Origin of the sequence: Azospirillum canadense (assembly GCF_025961225.1) — a bacterium.
Taxonomy (GTDB): Bacteria; Pseudomonadota; Alphaproteobacteria; order Azospirillales; family Azospirillaceae; genus Azospirillum; species Azospirillum canadense.
This window is the reverse complement of record NZ_JAOQNG010000001.1, coordinates 1424685-1440132: the sequence shown is the minus strand read 5'-3', so window position 1 is coordinate 1440132 and position 15448 is coordinate 1424685. Positions and strand designations below refer to the sequence as shown.

The 15448-nt window shown below is 68.6% G+C and carries 16 protein-coding genes; 3 read left to right on the top strand and 13 right to left on the bottom strand.

Annotated elements, in window-relative coordinates; translation table 11 throughout:
• Positions 1-9: 9 nt before the first annotated feature.
• From M2351_RS06870 to M2351_RS06840, 7 genes are all read right to left on the bottom strand, one after another.
• Positions 10-2613: a PAS domain-containing hybrid sensor histidine kinase/response regulator gene (locus M2351_RS06870; RefSeq protein ID WP_264655365.1), complete on the bottom strand. Its 2604-nt coding sequence runs from the start codon at positions 2611-2613 to the stop codon at positions 10-12.
• Positions 2614-2741: 128 nt separating this feature from the next.
• Positions 2742-3368, bottom strand: a complete 627-nt coding sequence (locus M2351_RS06865) for a glutathione S-transferase family protein (protein ID WP_264655364.1) — start codon at positions 3366-3368, stop codon at positions 2742-2744.
• 50 nt (positions 3369-3418) lie between these two features.
• Positions 3419-3850 (bottom strand): ArsC/Spx/MgsR family protein, encoded by a 432-nt coding sequence (locus tag M2351_RS06860; RefSeq protein WP_264655363.1) that lies wholly within the window; start codon positions 3848-3850, stop codon positions 3419-3421.
• A gap of 123 nt (positions 3851-3973) precedes the next feature.
• The gene (locus tag M2351_RS06855) at positions 3974-4993 is read right to left on the bottom strand and encodes an ABC transporter substrate-binding protein (protein ID WP_264655362.1); all 1020 of its coding nucleotides are present in this window, start codon (positions 4991-4993) and stop codon (positions 3974-3976) included.
• A 35-nt stretch (positions 4994-5028) separates the two neighbouring features.
• Complete coding sequence (locus tag M2351_RS06850) at positions 5029-5838, bottom strand: ABC transporter permease (protein WP_264655361.1); 810 nt, start codon at positions 5836-5838, stop codon at positions 5029-5031.
• Positions 5839-5846: 8 nt separating this feature from the next.
• Positions 5847-6701 carry an ABC transporter ATP-binding protein gene (locus M2351_RS06845; RefSeq protein ID WP_264655360.1) on the bottom strand — a complete coding sequence of 285 codons (855 nt, stop codon included), beginning with the start codon at positions 6699-6701 and terminating at the stop codon, positions 5847-5849.
• Positions 6702-6851: 150 nt separating this feature from the next.
• Positions 6852-7727: an alpha/beta hydrolase family esterase gene (locus tag M2351_RS06840; RefSeq protein ID WP_264655359.1), complete on the bottom strand. Its 876-nt coding sequence runs from the start codon at positions 7725-7727 to the stop codon at positions 6852-6854.
• Between the two features lie 131 nt (positions 7728-7858).
• Here M2351_RS06840 and M2351_RS06835 point away from each other — a divergent pair, with 131 nt between their 5' ends.
• Positions 7859-8530, top strand: a complete 672-nt coding sequence (locus M2351_RS06835) for an ATP-dependent Clp protease proteolytic subunit (protein WP_264655358.1) — start codon at positions 7859-7861, stop codon at positions 8528-8530.
• Positions 8531-8533: 3 nt separating this feature from the next.
• Here M2351_RS06835 and M2351_RS06830 read toward each other — a convergent pair whose 3' ends face one another.
• From M2351_RS06830 to M2351_RS06820, 3 genes are all read right to left on the bottom strand, one after another.
• Positions 8534-9718 carry an aminotransferase gene (locus M2351_RS06830; RefSeq protein WP_264655357.1) on the bottom strand — a complete coding sequence of 395 codons (1185 nt, stop codon included), beginning with the start codon at positions 9716-9718 and terminating at the stop codon, positions 8534-8536.
• Between the two features lie 174 nt (positions 9719-9892).
• A complete protein-coding gene (locus M2351_RS06825) occupies positions 9893-10165 on the bottom strand; it encodes a hypothetical protein (RefSeq protein ID WP_264655356.1) in 273 nt (90 codons plus the stop codon).
• A 77-nt stretch (positions 10166-10242) separates the two neighbouring features.
• Positions 10243-11475: a diaminopropionate ammonia-lyase gene (locus M2351_RS06820; protein ID WP_264655355.1), complete on the bottom strand. Its 1233-nt coding sequence runs from the start codon at positions 11473-11475 to the stop codon at positions 10243-10245.
• A gap of 170 nt (positions 11476-11645) precedes the next feature.
• On the opposite strand from M2351_RS06820, the gene M2351_RS06815 reads away from it, so the two are divergent.
• On the top strand, positions 11646-11927 hold the full coding sequence (locus M2351_RS06815; protein WP_264655354.1) for a DUF2312 domain-containing protein: 282 nt from the start codon (positions 11646-11648) through the stop codon (positions 11925-11927).
• Between the two features lie 58 nt (positions 11928-11985).
• On the opposite strand, the gene M2351_RS06810 is transcribed toward M2351_RS06815, so the two are convergent.
• Together M2351_RS06810 and fliN are read right to left on the bottom strand one after the other, a co-directional pair.
• Positions 11986-12324, bottom strand: a complete 339-nt coding sequence (locus M2351_RS06810) for a cupin domain-containing protein (RefSeq protein WP_264655353.1) — start codon at positions 12322-12324, stop codon at positions 11986-11988.
• 127 nt (positions 12325-12451) lie between these two features.
• The gene (gene fliN / locus M2351_RS06805; RefSeq protein WP_264655352.1) at positions 12452-12754 is read right to left on the bottom strand and encodes a flagellar motor switch protein FliN; all 303 of its coding nucleotides are present in this window, start codon (positions 12752-12754) and stop codon (positions 12452-12454) included.
• A 201-nt stretch (positions 12755-12955) separates the two neighbouring features.
• Here fliN and M2351_RS06800 point away from each other — a divergent pair, with 201 nt between their 5' ends.
• Entirely contained in the window at positions 12956-13801 is an 846-nt protein-coding gene (locus M2351_RS06800) for a sulfurtransferase (RefSeq protein ID WP_264655351.1), read from the top strand.
• A gap of 2 nt (positions 13802-13803) precedes the next feature.
• Here the strand turns inward: M2351_RS06800 and murJ are convergent, their stop codons facing one another.
• Positions 13804-15354, bottom strand: a complete 1551-nt coding sequence (gene murJ, locus M2351_RS06795) for a murein biosynthesis integral membrane protein MurJ (RefSeq protein ID WP_264655350.1) — start codon at positions 15352-15354, stop codon at positions 13804-13806.
• Positions 15355-15448 lie beyond the last annotated feature (94 nt).

Here is a 15448-nt window from a genome sequence, read left to right as displayed (position 1 = left end):
TCCCCGCCGTCAATCCGCCAGCAGGTCGCGGATGGCCTGGACCAGCCGTTCCGGCGGGACCGGCTTCATCAGGATCCGCCGGCCCGGCTGCGCGGTGAGATCCGCCGCCGTCCCGCGGGAGGCGTAGCCGGTCAGGAAGAGGGCGCGCAGGCCGGGGTTGCGTTCCTCCAGGGCCCGCGCAAGCTCCGGGCCGTTCATGCGCGGCATCGACACGTCGGTGACGAGAGCGTCGAACAGGCCGCCGCACTCGTCCCAGCGCTCCAGCGCCTCCAGCCCGTCGGCGGCCTCGGTGACGGTGCAGCCGGCTTCCTCCAGGGTCAGCTTGAGGTAGGCGCGGACCGAATCCTCGTCGTCCACCAGCAGGATCGATGCCCCATCGCCCTCGCCCAGGCGGACACTGTCGTCGTCGCCCACCGGGACGTCGGGGGCGCCCACCGCCGGAAGATGGATGGAGAAGACGCTGCCGCGCCCGTCCGGCCGGGACTCCATTTCCGCGGCGCCGCCGGCCTGCTGCGCGGTGCCGTAGACCATCCAGAGGCCGAGGCCGGTTCCCTTCCCCGGCTCCTTCGTGGTGAAGAAGGGTTCCCAGATGCGGTCGCGGATGTCGGCGGGAACGCCGCCGCCCTCGTCGGTGACGCGGATGACGGCGAAGGGACTGCGCGCCAGCGTCTTGTGCCGCGCCAGGAAAAGGCTGTCCGGCATCTCCACCGCCAGCGAGACGCAGAGGCGCCCGCCGTCGGGCATGGCATCGCGGGCGTTCAGGGCAAGATTCAGGATCGCCTGGTTCAGCGTGACCGGGTTGGCGACAGCGTGCGCATCCTCGTCCAGAATTTGGAGGTCGAGGTCGATCCCGGCGCTCATCAGCGGCTTCAGGAAGATGCGCAGGTCGCGCACCAGCGGCGCCAGCGCCACAACCTCCATCTCGTCCGACGCGCGGCGGCGGGAGAAGTCGAGCAGCTGCGCGGTCAGCGCCGCCGCCCGGTCCGACGCCTTGGCGATTTCCCGCACGCAGGTCACCACCCGGTCCCGGTCGTCTGGGCCGCGCTCGGCCAGCCGCGCGAATCCGCCGATGGCGGTCAGCATGTTGTTGAACTCGTGCGCGATGCCGCCGGCCATCCGGCCGACCGCCTCCATCTTCTGGGAGCGCTGGAGTTCCGCTTCGGCCCGCCGCCGGTCGGTGACGTCGTTCAGCACCAGAAGCACCGCGGCGGCGCGCTGGTACACCGCCGGGTAGGCGCCGATCTCCACGTGGCGGCGTTCGCCGGAGGGGCGCAGGATCTCGCATTCCGCGCGCTGCCCCTCGCCGTCGGCTGCCCGGGCGAGCCGCTCGACCACCGGGCCGCCGTCCGCGATGAAGGGCGCGATGCCCAGCCCGACCAGCCCGCCCTCGCCCCCGCCGCCGCCCACCCCGAGGATGGAGGCCGCGGCGGCGTTGGCGAAGCGGATGGCGGCGCGGTCCCAGATGGCGATCCCGTAGGGGGCCAGCTCGACCAATTGCCGGTAGCGGCGTTCGCTTTCCCGCAGCGCGCCGACGGTCGCCTCCAGCCGTTCGGTCTGCCCGGCCAGTTCCTCCTCGCGCCGTTTCAGCTCGGTGATGTCCATCAGGATCTTCACGATGCCGCCGGAGCCCGTGGCATGCTCGCTGATGCGGTACCAGCGCCCGTCGGACAGGCAACCGTCCACCGGGTCGGTGTGCAGAAGGTGGCGCTTCAGCCGGTCCTCGATCCAGGCGGCCATGTCCGAGCCGTCGCCGCCGTAGGCGCCACGCTCCGCCGCCGCGCGCAGGATGTCCTCGAAGGCCGCCCCCGGCACCAACACGTCGGCCAGGTTCGGGTAGGCCTGCCGGTAACGCTCGTTGCACAGGATCAGGCGGCCGTCGGCGCTGAACAGCACGAAGCCTTCGGAAATGCTGGCCAGCGCGTCGTGCACGACCTCCTGGAGGAACTGGGCGTCGCGCCGGGCCAGCGTCTCCGCCGTGACGTCGATCCCTGTGCCCCGGTAGCCGGCGAACCGCCCGGACCGGTCGAACGCCGGCTGGGCGCTGAGATGGAAGACGCGGATTCCGCCGGCCGCATCCCGCACCATCACTTCCAGGTCGCGGAAGGCTCGCCCGGCCTCGATGTCGGCCAGACGCTCCAGCCAGGTGCCGGCATCCTCCACCAGCGCGCCGAGGTCAAGAAGGGAGGTGCCGAAGACCGGCTGCGGGTCGCGGCCCAGCAAAGCGGCGAGGCGGTCGGACAGGTAGTTGTAGCGATGGTCGGCCCCGGTTTCCCAGAACCAGTCGGAGGCCGCCTCGGCGAAGTCGCGGAAGCGCAGACGGCTGGCATCAAGCTCCTCGTTCGCCGCGCGCAGAAGACGGGCCGAACGGTCGAGCGCGGCAGCGGCGGCGTGCGCCCGGCGCACCGCCAGGACCGCCAGCGCAGCCATGCCAGCCAGCACGCCCCCGATCGGCAGCGCCAGCCCGTCGTCGCCCCGGTCCAGCGCCAGCAGGACGACCACCGCGACGGCGCCGAGCAGGACGAGCAAAAGCTCCGGCACCGCGCTCCTGCGTGTGGGCGCGGCGGGCGGTTCGGTCCTGTCCTGGCGGCGGTCGCCGGTTCCGGAAGCGTCCAAGGAGCCCTGCCCCTTCGAGGAAGACGGTTGTGCCGCGCTGCACACGATGTTGCAGACGGGGGCGTTCCGTCTTCTTAGAAGGCAAGCCGTTAACGGCTCGTTTCAGGACTGTAATTTATTTCGAATGATCACGAGGGTGGTGAAAAAGGCTGCGCGATCTCCCGGAAGGCGTCCAGGGCCTCGCAACGCTCCAGATGCGCGGCCAGCCGTCCCCAGCGTGCGTCGTCGCGCAAGGCCGGGTGCCCATCGCGCAGGAAGCGCAGGGCGCAGGCGACGGCGATGTCGGCGTGACCGATGGACGCACCGAACCACCACGGCCCTGCCCGCCCGGCGCGGTCGGCCTCCAGCGCGTCGAGCACGGACTGGATCTGCGCCGTGCAGCGTTCGATCCAACGGTCGGAGGTGTGCGCGTGCAGCGCGCGCTCGTAGATCAGGCTGACCGCCTTGTCGGCCAGGCCGGTGGCCAGCGCGCAGACCTTCAAGGCCTGCCGCCGCTCTGCGCCGTTGTCCGCGATAAGGGCGCGCGATGGGCCGGCGCGCTCGTCCAGATGGTCAAGGATCGCGCCGCTCTCGATCAGCACCTCCCCGTCGTCGAGCACCAGCGTGGGCACGCGGCGCAACGGGTTGAACTGCGCGATCTTGTCCGCGTCGCTGAACGCGGACCAGGGCCGGTGCTCGAAGGAAAAGCCGTAGAGGCGAAGCGCGATGCCCACGCGCCGGACGAAGGGGCTGTCGTATTGGCCGATCAGGATCATGCGTCGGTCCTTTCCTGCCCGATCCCCTCGCCGCGGCGCGCCGTTGGGGATCAGGCGTGCTTGGGGAAATGATGGTGGCCGTGGTCACACTGACCACGGGAATGCTTGTCGTCGCAGCTCTCGCCCGTTGCCGTCAGGCCAATCCAGGCGTTGAGCGCGTTGGGATCGAAGCCGGCCTTGCGGTCCGCACCGACCTGGAGCAGCGGGCGGCGGATCAGCTCGCGGTCGGCGAGCAGCAGGCCCAGTGCCTCCGCCTCCTCCAACTCGTCGGGCTTGACGCTGCCGGACTTCACGGCGGCGGCGCGGCGGTTGAACCAGTCCTCGACCGGCCGGTCCTCGAAGAAGGGGCGCAGGGTGTCGGCCGTGAAGGGCTCCGTCGCCAAGTCGCGCTCGACCAGCGTGTGGCCGGCGGATTGGAGCTGCAGCTTCTGCTTGGCGTTCGCCGTGCAGCCGGACAGGCCGTAGAAGATCACTTCCGTCATGGGGATCGCTCCGCTCGGGAAACAGGACGAATTTCGTCCAGTCTAGCGGGAGCGGAACCGGGGGTGCGGGTGACGGAATGTCGCACCCCCGAACCGTCAATGCTTTTTACAGCCGCGGCGGGATCACTTCAGGCGCTTCAGCGCGTCCTCGACGAAGGCGTTGGTGTAGGTCTTGTCGAGGTCGATGCTGGCCGAGGCGACCGCCGGGTCGAAGGCCTTCAGCACCTTGTAGGCGGCCTCGGCCCCCTCGCGGGTGAAGCGGCCGTCCGGCGAGTAGGTCGGCTTGGAATGCTCATAGGCCTGGCCGTACAGCGTCTTGTTGCCGAGGAAATACTCCTCCGGCAGGACCTTCAGCACGTCCTCGGTCTTCGCCTGGTCGATCCACTTCATCGTCTTGACGAACACGTCGACCAGCGCCTGGGTGGTCTTCGGATTCTCCTTGATGAAGGCCGGCGTGGTGTAGAGCACCGCGGCCGGGTACGGACCGCCGTAGGTGTCCAGCGTGCCCTTCTCGGTGCGGGTGTCCTCGATGATGGCAATGTCGCCGTCGGCCTGCAGCTGGCTGATGACCGGGTCGAGGTTGGCGATGGCGTCGATCTCGCCGCGCTTCACCGCCGCCACGGCGCTGGGGCCGCCGCCGACGCCGATGAAGGACACATCCTCCGCCTTCATGCCGTTCTGCGAGAGCAGGTAGTTGACCATGAAGTTGGTGGACGACCCCGGCGCGGTCACGCCGATCTTCTTGCCCTTCAGGTCCTTGATGGACTTGATCTCGCCGGCCTTCTTGACCGAGGCGAGCACGATGCCCGGATAGCGGCCGAGCAGGGTCACCGCGGTGATCGGCTGCCCCTTCGCCTGCATCTGGACCGTGTGGTCGAAGGCCCCGGTGACGATGTCCGCCGACCCGCCGACCAACGCCTGGAGGCTCTTGGCGCCGCCGCCGAAGTCGCTGATCTCGACGTTCAGCCCGGCTTCCTTGAAGTAGCCCAGCCGCTCCGCGATGGTCAGCGGCAAGTAATAGAGCAGCGGCTTGCCGCCGACCGCCAGCTTCAGGTCCTTCTTCTCGACCTGCTGCGCATGTGCAGCGCCGATGCCGAAGGCCAGCACCACCGTCGCGGCGGCGATCACGCTTTTCAGACGCATGGAGTCCCTCCCGATGTTTTTCGATAGCTGTTTGCTTAACCCTGCGCGTTGGTCGTGTGCGCCTCTTGCGGGCGCCAATGCAGCAGGCGTTTCTCGATGACCGTCACCACGGCGTCGATGACCACGACGAAGATGGTCAGCACCAGCATTCCGGAGAACACGCCGACCGTGTCGAACACGCCTTCCGCCTGGTGGATGCGGTAGCCGAGCCCGGCGGCCGAGCCCAGATATTCGCCCACCACCGCGCCGACCATGGCGAAGCCGACCGCCGTGTGCAGGCTGGAGAAGACCCAGGACAACGCCGACGGCAGGTAGACGTGGCGGAACAGGTGGCGGGAATTCGCTCCCAGCATGCGCGCGTTGGCAAGCACGACCGGGCTGACCTCCTTCACGCCCTGGTAGACGTTGAAGAAGACGATGAAGAAGACCAGCGTCACGCCCAACGCAACCTTCGACCATATGCCGAGGCCGAGCCACAGCGCGAAGATCGGCGCCAGCACCACGCGGGGCAGCGCGTTCACCGCCTTGATGTAGGGGTCGAACACGACGGAGATCAGCGGCGCGCGGGCGAACCAGAAGCCGAAGGCGATGCCGGCCACGGTGCCGATGGCGAAGGCCAGCGCGGTCTCCAGCAGCGTGATCCCCAGATGGTACCAGACGGCACCCGACATGAAATCGGTCCAGGTGCGCGCCAGCACCGCCATGGGCGTGCCGAAGAAGAAGGGACTGAGGATCTTCGTTTCGGTCAGGACGTGCCAGATGAGGAAAAAGGCGACCAGGACACCCAGCTGAAGCAGCAAGATCACCGGGCGGCTCGGCAGACGTTTCGTACGGGCCAGGGCCATGGGAATCCTCACGTCAGCTTGGTCTGGGCATAGCCCTTCAGCACTTCCTCGCGCAGTTGCCCCCAGATCTCCCGGTGCAGGTCGAGGAAGCGCGGGGTCATGCGGATTTCCGCCACGTCGCGCGGGCGGTCGAGGTCCACCTTGTACTCGCCGATCAGGCGGGCCCCCGGGCCGGCCGACAGCACCAGCACCCGGTCGGACATGGAGATGGCCTCCTCCAGGTCGTGGGTGATGAAGACCACCGACTTGCGGTCCGCCGACCAGAGGTCGAGCAGTTCATTCTCCATCAGCTGCCGTGTCTGGATGTCGAGCGCCGAGAAGGGCTCGTCCATCAGAATGATCTTCGGGTCGACGATCAGCGTCTGGGCCAGCGCCACGCGCTTCCGCATGCCGCCGGAGAGCTGGTGCGGGTAGCGGTCGCCGAAGCGGTCGAGCCCGACGCGCGCCAGCCAGGGGCGTGCCCGCTCCTCCGCCTCGCGCTTTGGCACGCCGCGGAACTCCAGGCCGGCGGCGACGTTCTCCAGCGCCGACTTCCAGGGCATCAGGGCATCGGCCTGGAACATGTAGCCGGCGTGCGGATTGATGCCGCTGACCGGCGCGCCGAAGGTCAGTGCGCTGCCCTGGCTGGGCGTCAGCAGGCCGGCGGCGACGTTGAGGATCGTCGACTTGCCGCTGCCCGTCGGGCCGACGATCGACACGAATTCCCCGGCCGCGACCGTGAAGGTGACACCCTGCACCGCGGTGTAGGTGCGCCCCCGTCCGTCGGGGGATGGAAAGGTGCAGGTCACGCCCTCCAGGCGGAGCGCGGGCGGGGCGCCTCCATCCGTCTGGAGCGCGGGCGCCTTGGCGGCGACTTCTGGCATTGGCAACAATCCGTCCCTGATGTGTCTTTTCCGGCATCTTGGCGGAACGAACCGATTACGGCAATGGGGGTGGCACGCAATCCTGCTTCCCCATCATTGGCCCCTCGTTGGCCCATCATCGGCAGACCGGTTCATCGCCGGGTCAGCGGCTTAGCCAAGCCGGCTGAAGAAGCTCATGATCGCCGCCCCGGTGCCAGCCGGCCATTGGTGCGGGTAGAACCGCCCGGAGGACGTGCGATCGTCGCCCAGTGGGCACCAGAACACCGGGTTTTCTTCGTTTTCAAGGCCATAGCGGCGGCAGTTGAAGTGTTGCGGGACGGCCGGCTCGCTTCCCGTGGGCAAGCCGTCCTGGCTGAGAAGTTCCCGCCGCAGGCGCAATCCTTCGGCGATCGGCACCTGCGCGTCGCGCGGGTTGTGCATCACCATGGCGGCCACCGGGCCGGCGCAGCGGCTCGGCCGGGACGACCCGCCGCCGACGCCGGCGAGCCCGCGAATGACGTCGCCGCGCGCGCAGGCCAAGGCGTTCGCGAAGGACGCTCCCAACGAGTGGCCGACGACGAACACACGCTCGCGGTCGATGCAATAGTCCTCGGACATCGTCTGAAGAATGGTGTCGAAGAAGCTGAAATCACGCAATTTTTCCGGACGGTCCGCCGGGTCTGACCAGATGTTCCGCCCCTGGGCGTCCCGCAGGCTCTCCGGATAGACGAAGATCGTCGGGACGACCGCGTGCCGTTCCAGGTCGAAGTATCGGCGCACCTCCGCGTTCGAGTTGGTGCGACCGTGGAACGCGACGACGAGATCGTGCGGCCGGTCCGGCCGGTAGTCGGAAGGAATCACCGTGATCAGGTTGCGGGTCCGGCCATCGATCGCCACGCTGGTCGGAGCGGCGTCCGGAGGAGGGTTTCCACAACCCGCCGATCCATGTTGCGCCGCCACATTATTAACCAATTTCCCCGCTATGCCGACTGACGGGCATAGAATCATCACAACAATGGCGCAAAATGCGCAAACTTCGGTCTTCATTCGGCGTCCGTCCGGCCACTTTATTCCAGCAACAGCCGTCACCGACGGATGTTACCCTTCTGGGCAGGCGACGCGTTAACCATCATGCAAGCATTTCCGGCCACCCTCCTTCACGGATCAAGGAGGTTGGGATGGCGATGCGAGCGACCGCAAGGTTGATGGGTCTGGGACTGCTGCTGGCCGTGGGTGCCACCAGTGCCGCGACGGCGGACAGCGTCTCCGTCAACCGCCCATCGCCGCAGCCCCAGCCGCAGACCACGTCGTCGGAATTCCCGGACGCCACGCTGGTCCGGGTCGACCAGCCCGGCTCCACCCTGCTGCGCCTGGACGGAATCATCACCCCCGGCGCGGAGCAGCGCTTCAACGACGCGCTGAACGGTGTGCCGTCCGGCCGTCCGGTGGTGGTGGAACTGAACAGCCCCGGCGGGTTCACGATGTCCGGCTATCGGATGATCGACGCGATCCTGGCCCAGCGGCAGGCCGGCCGTGCCGTGGCCACGCGCGTTCTGGACGGCCAGTCCTGCGAAAGCATGTGCGTCGGGCTGTATCTGGCCGGCTACCCGCGCTACGCGGCCCCGGCCGCGGAGTTCATGGTCCACGCCCCGCGGCTGGCCGAGAACGGCCGGATGACGCTGCGGTCCACCGACACGATGGTGAAGCGCCTCGTGGCGCTGGGCGCCTCACCCGGGTGGATCGAGCAGGTCAAGGCCGCCGGCGGTTTCTCCGGCCACCTCGACTACCGCGACCGTGCCGATCATCTGGCGGCGGTCGGCGCGAACATCGTCACCGACCTGCTGCACTGACCGTCAGGACCGCTCGCTGTCCACCAGACGCCGGCCGATCTCCGGCATCACCGCGGCATCGACGTTGGCGAAGGCGAAGCGCAGATAGGTATCCTGGCCCGGACCGAACATGGAGCCCGGCAGGCACAGGATGTTGTGGTCGCGCGCCAGCATCTCCGCCACGTCGTGGGCGCGCCGGTCGCCGAACGGGTGCCGGACATAGGCGAAGTAAGCGCCGATGCTGGCGATCCGGTACGCCGTGCCGCTTTCCTCCATGGCGCCTTGGAAGGCGTTGACGCGGGCCAGGATGTCGGCACGCTTGCCCGCCACCCAATCGTCGAGGTTCTCCAGGCCGAACAGCGCCGCCTTCTGCCCGATGTGCGGGGCGCAGATGGCGAGGCAGTCCATCACCTTGCGCGCGTGCGTCAACAGGGCCGCGTCGGCGATCACCGCGCCGACGCGATAGCCGGCCAAGCTGTACACCTTGGAAAAGCTGTAGAGTTGCACCAGCGTCTTCTGCCAACCGGACCGGCGGAACAGGCCGTGCGGCGCCTGCCCGCCCCACTCCGGAAAGTCCCGGTAGGTTTCGTCGAGCAGGAGGCGGATGCCGCGCCGCTCGCACAGCTCGTACAACGCCGCGATCGCTTTCGGCGGGGCAATGGCGCCGGTCGGGTTGTTCGGCGTGATCAGCACCAGGGCGCGGGTGTTCGCGTCGATCAGCTTTTCCGCTTCGGCCGGATCCGGAACGAGCCCGTCGGACTCGCGCAACGGCAGCGGCCGGGCTTCGATGCCCAGCATGTCGAGCGTCATCTTGTGGTTGAAGTACCAGGGCGCCGGCAGGATGATGTTCTCGCCCGCCCGCGCGAGGCTCATGGCCGCGACGGCGAAGGCTTGGTTGCAGCCCGCGGTGATCAGCACCTCGTTGGCCGCGACGGTCGCTCCGTACAGGTCGCTCGTCCGCTTGGCGAGCGCGGCGCAGAGCGCCGGGACACCGTCGATCCCGGTGTAGCGCGCCGTGTCCGGTGCCTTCACCTGCTCCGCCAAGTAAGTGGTCAGCGCGTCCGCCGGCGGGTAGCCGGGCACCGCCTGGCAGAGGTCGATCAGCGGCTTGTCGGCCGGGAACACGCGCCCCTCCACCCAGCGCCACGCCTCGGCGATGGGCGGGGCCTCGGTGGCGGTGACGAGCGGGTTGACGTCTCTGCGGTCCATGCCCTGGTGTCCAGTCTTCGTTGGCCTTTTTCGGGCCGCCATGGTGGACCGGCATCGCCACGGCGCGCAAGTGACCTGCGATGCAGGGCTGGAAACGCTGCTTTGAAGCGGCTGGACGACCAGGGCCGTATCCTGGCCGCCCTTGTTCCGCGCATTACCGAATAAACCGAGCCCCTACTTCTTCGGCTGGTCGTTCGGCTGCCCGTTCTGGGCGTTGTTCTGAGAGGCAGCCTGCTGCTGCTTCTGCTCGTCTTTCTTCTTCGCCTCATGGTGCCCGACCGCGCAACCGACCGCGGCACCGGCGACGCCATGGCCGGAGCCGACCTCATGCCCGGCGATGCCGCCCACGGCGGCGCCCTTGGCGCAGCCCTTGGCTTCAGCCGCGTTCGGCAGAGCGAGCGCTCCCGCCAGCAGGGCCGCGGCACCCAGCGTCAGAATCGTTTTCATCGCACCCGTCCTCCTTGGATTGTGCCCAGGAAAGACGAGCGAAAAGCGTGGATGTTCCGAATCTAAACTATTTGTCATCAAGCAGGGTTGAGAACCGCCTCTGGCGAACGGCCGACGAGGTTTTCGAACACATCGGGGTCGGTGGCCCCCTCCGTGCCGAAGACCAGCACGCGGGCGTCGGGCGCGAGGCCGAGCCCGATCCGCGCCTGCGGGTCGGCGGCGGCGCACAGCAATCCCGCCAAGCCGGCAACGCCGGACTCGCCGGCCACCACCGGGCGGGCGCCATAGGCGCCGTCGGCGAGCAGCCGCATGGTCGTCACGGCCGCCTGGTCGGGAATGGTCAGGAAGTCGTCGGCCCCGCGTTCCAGGATCGCCCAGGCGAGCAGCGAAACCTCACCGCAGGCCAGCCCGGCCATGACGGTGTTGAGATCGCCGTCCGCCTTCATCGGCCGGCCGGCGAGGGCGCTCTGGTACAGGCAATCGGCCGTGTGCGGCTCCACGACCACGAGGCGCGGGCGCTGGCGCCCCCAGGTTTCCCACAGGTGGCCGCAAACCGCAGCCGGAAGGGCGCCCACCCCGCCCTGGATGAACACGTGCGTCGGGCGCTCGCTGGCCGGAAGCTGGGAAATCGCCTCTTCCACCATGACGGCGTAGCCCTGCATCACGTCGCGGGGAATGTCCATGTAGCCGGTGTAGGAGGTGTCCGACACCACGTGCCAGCCGTTGTCCCGCGCGTCGGCCGCCGCCTGCCGCACCGCGTCGTCGTACAGGCCGTTCACGCGCACGACGCGCGCGCCGAACGCCTCGATGGCCTCCTGCCGGCCCTGGGAGCAATTGGCGGGGATGTAGACGACGGCGTCGCAGCCGAACACTTGGGCACCCCAGGCGACGGAACGGCCATGATTGCCGTCGGTGGCGGTGGTCACCGTGACGGTGCGAGTCACCTTGGCGTAGCGGCCGACGACGAGGTCCAGCGCCGTGACCGGCACGCCCGGCACGCGCGCCTGCACCTCGCGCGCCAGCAGCCGCAGCACGGCGTAGGCGCCGCCGAGCGCCTTGAAGCTGTTCAGGTTGAAGCGCGTGCCCTCGTCCTTGTACCAGATCCGGTCGATCCCGGCGGCGCGGGCAAGGCCGGTCAGGGACCGCAGCGGCGTCGGCGCGTAACCGGGCCATGCCCCGATTTCCGTCATGGCCTCCTGGAAGGCGGCGCGGCTCAGGATCGCGCGCTCCGATGGTCCATAGACCCGGTCATGATCGGCACGCGGGTTCGAAAAGAGACGCGGGGCGCCAAGCGGGGGCAGATCGTGCATCGGTTTCGCTCTCCAGGCCGATGCCACGAAAGCATTGCCAACCGCCCCCGTCAAGCCGCGCGCGTTGTCCCCGGACAAACGGTCACAAGCTGTGCTAACAGCCCCTCCCCCGTCGCCACTCGGGCGGCGGAGGCCACAGCGGATCATAGGATCAGGGGAGTTTTTCCGACGTGACGATCGGGTTCAACAACACCGCCGCCGACCAGCTGAAGCAGTTCGCGGACCGCATGGAGCGGCTGATGGACGAGATCGACGGCCTGAAGGGCGACCTGAAGGACCTGCGCGGCGAGGTCAAGGCCGCCGGTTTCAACATCAAGGCGCTCGACAAGCTGGTCGCCATCCGCCGCAAGGACGCCAGCGAGCAGGAGGCGGAGATGCTCAACGACCTGATGCTCTACGCCCACGCCACCGGTACGCCGCTCGACATCGTGATGCCCGAGCCGGCCGAATGACCGCAGGCCGCCCCTTCCCGCCGTCGGGAGGGGGCGGCCGTCGCTTTAAGGTGTCGCCCTATTCGTCGCGCCCGTGCACCTGGGCCGGCGGCGATGTCGCCTCCACCGCCTGGAAGCGCTCCAGGATCCGGTAGGCGTGCTCGGCCCCTTTCGGCACCACCCAGGAGTCGCCAGGCCGCAGTTGGATGATCTGCCCTTCGATGTGCAATTCGGCACGCCCGGCGATGACGAAGCCCACGGTTTCATAGTCGCGCCGGCTCGGCGCCTTGTCGGTCGCCAGCGGCTCCTCGTCCCACAGGCGCATCGACACCAGCTTCCCGGACGCCAGATAGCGCTGCCCCATCGCCCCGGTGGGCGAATAGTCGGCGTCGACCTTCTTCACGCTGCTGTCAGCCATCGGACCCTCCAGCCGTTTCCTCTTCGCCAACAGCATGGCGGGCCGAAAGGTCACGCGGCGGAGACGGCAATACCGGGAACGGATGTTTTGGTCAGTAGGTCATTGCGCTATCGCAACGGTGCCGTGCTCAGCGCTTCCACTCGCGGCTGGATTTCACGAAGTCGGTCAGGGTCACGCCGATCTTGTCGTCGACGATCACCACCTCGCCGCGCGCGACCAGCACGCCCTCCACATAGACGTCGGTCGGATCCTTAAGATGGCGGTCCAGTTCGACGACTGCGCCGCGGCCGAGCTTCAGCAGGTCCCGGACGCGCAACATGGCCGTGCCGATGACGACCTTGATCTCGACCGGAGCGTCGCCGATGGCAAAGGCGTCCGTGCTCATGTCGTCGGACGAGCTGGCGCCGAGCAGGTCATCGATGTTGGCCATGCAGAACTCCTTCGCCGCGTCCGGCGCGCATTCCCGAGATTCGGTAGAGTTACACCCTTCAGCATTAATGGGGCAACGCCGCGCGTGCGGCAGGGGTGCGACAATGGGCGGGCGGTATCAACAGGGAAGAATTGGTTTTCCGTACCGCACTTGTGTTGTTAGGCTGTCCACCCGAGCATATCCACAGCGAAGGCAGACCTCATGACGACCGATTCCCTTCGTCCGCTGGTGGACGCCGCCTGGCTGAAGGGCCAGCTCGGGCGTTCGGACCTCGTGGTGATGGACGTCCGCACCCCGCCCGCCGGTGGCTTCATTCCGGGGTCGGTTCATTCCGATTACGCAACGGCCGGCTGGCGCGCCACCGTCGACGGCGTGCCGGGGCTGCTGCCGGAGGCCGCGGACTTGGAACGCCTGATCGGCGGGCTGGGAATCGGCAACGACGACCATGTCGTGCTGGTCGCGGCGGGCCAGAACGCGTCGGACATGGGCAACGCGACCCGCGTCTACTGGACCTTCAAATCGCTGGGCCACGACCGCGTGTCGGTCCTCGACGGCGGGTTCGCCGGCTGGACGGCCGATCCCGGCAACCCGGTTGCCGACTCCGCCGGAAGCCGCCCGCCGAAGACCTTTACGGCGGCCCCGCGCAGCGACCTGCGCGCCACCCTGCCCGAGGTCGAGGCGGCCATCGCCGCCGGCACCGTTCCGCTGATCGACGCCCGGGCGGCCGACCAGTTTGCCGGGCAGGCCAAGAGCCCCCAAGCGCGTGCACCGGGAACGCTGCCCGGCGCGGTGAACATCGCGAACGGCGCCTTCTACCTTGGCGCCGACAAGCGCTTCGCCTCGGCCGACACGGTCAAGTTTCTGGCGGAGAAGGCCGACGCCACGGACGCGCCGATCACCTTCTGCAACACCGGGCACCTTGCGTCCGTGTCCTGGTTCGCGCTCAGCGAACTGGCCGGCCTGTCCGGCGTGCGGCTGTACGACGGCTCGATGTCGGAATGGGCCGCCGATCCCGCGCGCCCGCTGAAGAACGGCCCCGCTGAGTAACGTCAGGCCGGCTTGCGACGGCGGCGAATCCGGCCGAGGTCGGACCGCCGCACGAGGCCGAGCACCAGGGCCATCACGGCGTAGACCAGCATCCCGGCAGCGCCGAGCAGCACGAGGCCGCCCAGCCGTTCGATCAGCCCGTGGGCAGTCAGCCAGGGCGACAGCCGCTCCTGCGCCGCCCACAGGGCAACGCCCATGGCGACCGCCGCCATCGCCATGCGGGGCAGGTTCCGCGTCAGGCGCGCGTCGGCGCGGAACAGGCCGCGCCGGGTCAGCAGCCACGCCAGCAGGCCGGCGTTGACCCAGGCGGAGACGGAGGTCGCCACCGCCAGCCCCACCTGCGCCAGCGGTCCCATCAGCGCCAGCTTCAGCGCCACGTTCACCACGGTGGCGGCCAGCGCGATGCGCACCGGCGTCACCGTGTCGTGCCGGGCGTAGAAGCCGTTGACGAGGCTGCGGATCACCACGAAGGCCGGCAGGCCGAAGGCGTAGGCCTGGAGGGTCGCCGCCGACTGAGCCGCGTCGCTGGGGCCGAAGGCGCCGTGCTGGAACAGGACGGAGACGATGGGCAGCCCGGCGACCATGAAGGCGGCGGCGGCCGGCAGCGTCAGCACCAGCGACAGTTCCACCGCGCGGTTCTGGCTCTCCACCGCGCCGGGCTCGTCCCCGCCCTTGATGCGCCGGGACATTTCCGGAAGCAGAACGGTCCCCACCGCGATGCCGATCACACCCAGCGGCAACTGGTTCAGTCGGTCCGCGTAGTAGAGGTAGGACACCGACCCCGTCGGCAGCATGGAGGCGACGAGCGTGTCCACGAACAGGTTGATCTGCGTGAGGCCGGAGCCCAGCGCCGCCGGCCCCAGCACCGTCAGGAACCGCTTCACGTCGGGCGTCAGCCGGGGAAGGCGCAGCCGCAGCCTCATGCCGGCGCGGTTCATGTCCCAGTACAAATAAAGGAACTGGGCAACGCCCGACGCGAACACGCCCCAGGACAGGGCGTGCCCGACGGTGGGCAGCAGCGGGCTCAGCACCACCATGGCCGCGATCAGACACAGGTTCATCAGGATCGGCGCCGCCGCCGCTCCGCCGAACCGGCCCAGGCTGTTCAGCACGCCGCCTTGCAGCGAGACCAGCGAGATGAACAGCAGGTAGGGGAAGGTGATGCTGGTGAACAGGACGGCCAGCCGGAACTTCTCCGGCTCGTCGGAGAAGCCGGGGGCGAAGACCGTCATAAACTGGGGCATGATCGCCAGGATGACGACCAGGAAGACCAGTTGCACCACGACCAGAAGCGCCATCACCTCCTCGGCAAAGCGCCGCGCGGCGTCGCGGCCATCTTGCACGAGCTTGGCCGAGAACAGCGGCACGAAGGCGGAGTTGAAGGCGCCCTCGGCGAACAGGGCGCGGAAGTGGTTCGGCAGGCGGAAGGCGACGAAGAAGGCGTCGGCGACCGGCCCGGCGCCGAGCAGCGCCGCGGTCAGCACGTCGCGCAGGAAGCCAAGCACACGACTGACCAGCGTCAGCCCGCCGACGGACAGGATGTTGCGAAGCACGATGGGTCCAATCCCCTGAAAGGCCCCCGAAAAGGCCCCCTAAAAGCTGGGCCATCCTAGCGTTTTCCGCGTCCGCGTCACGCCTTTCGGCATG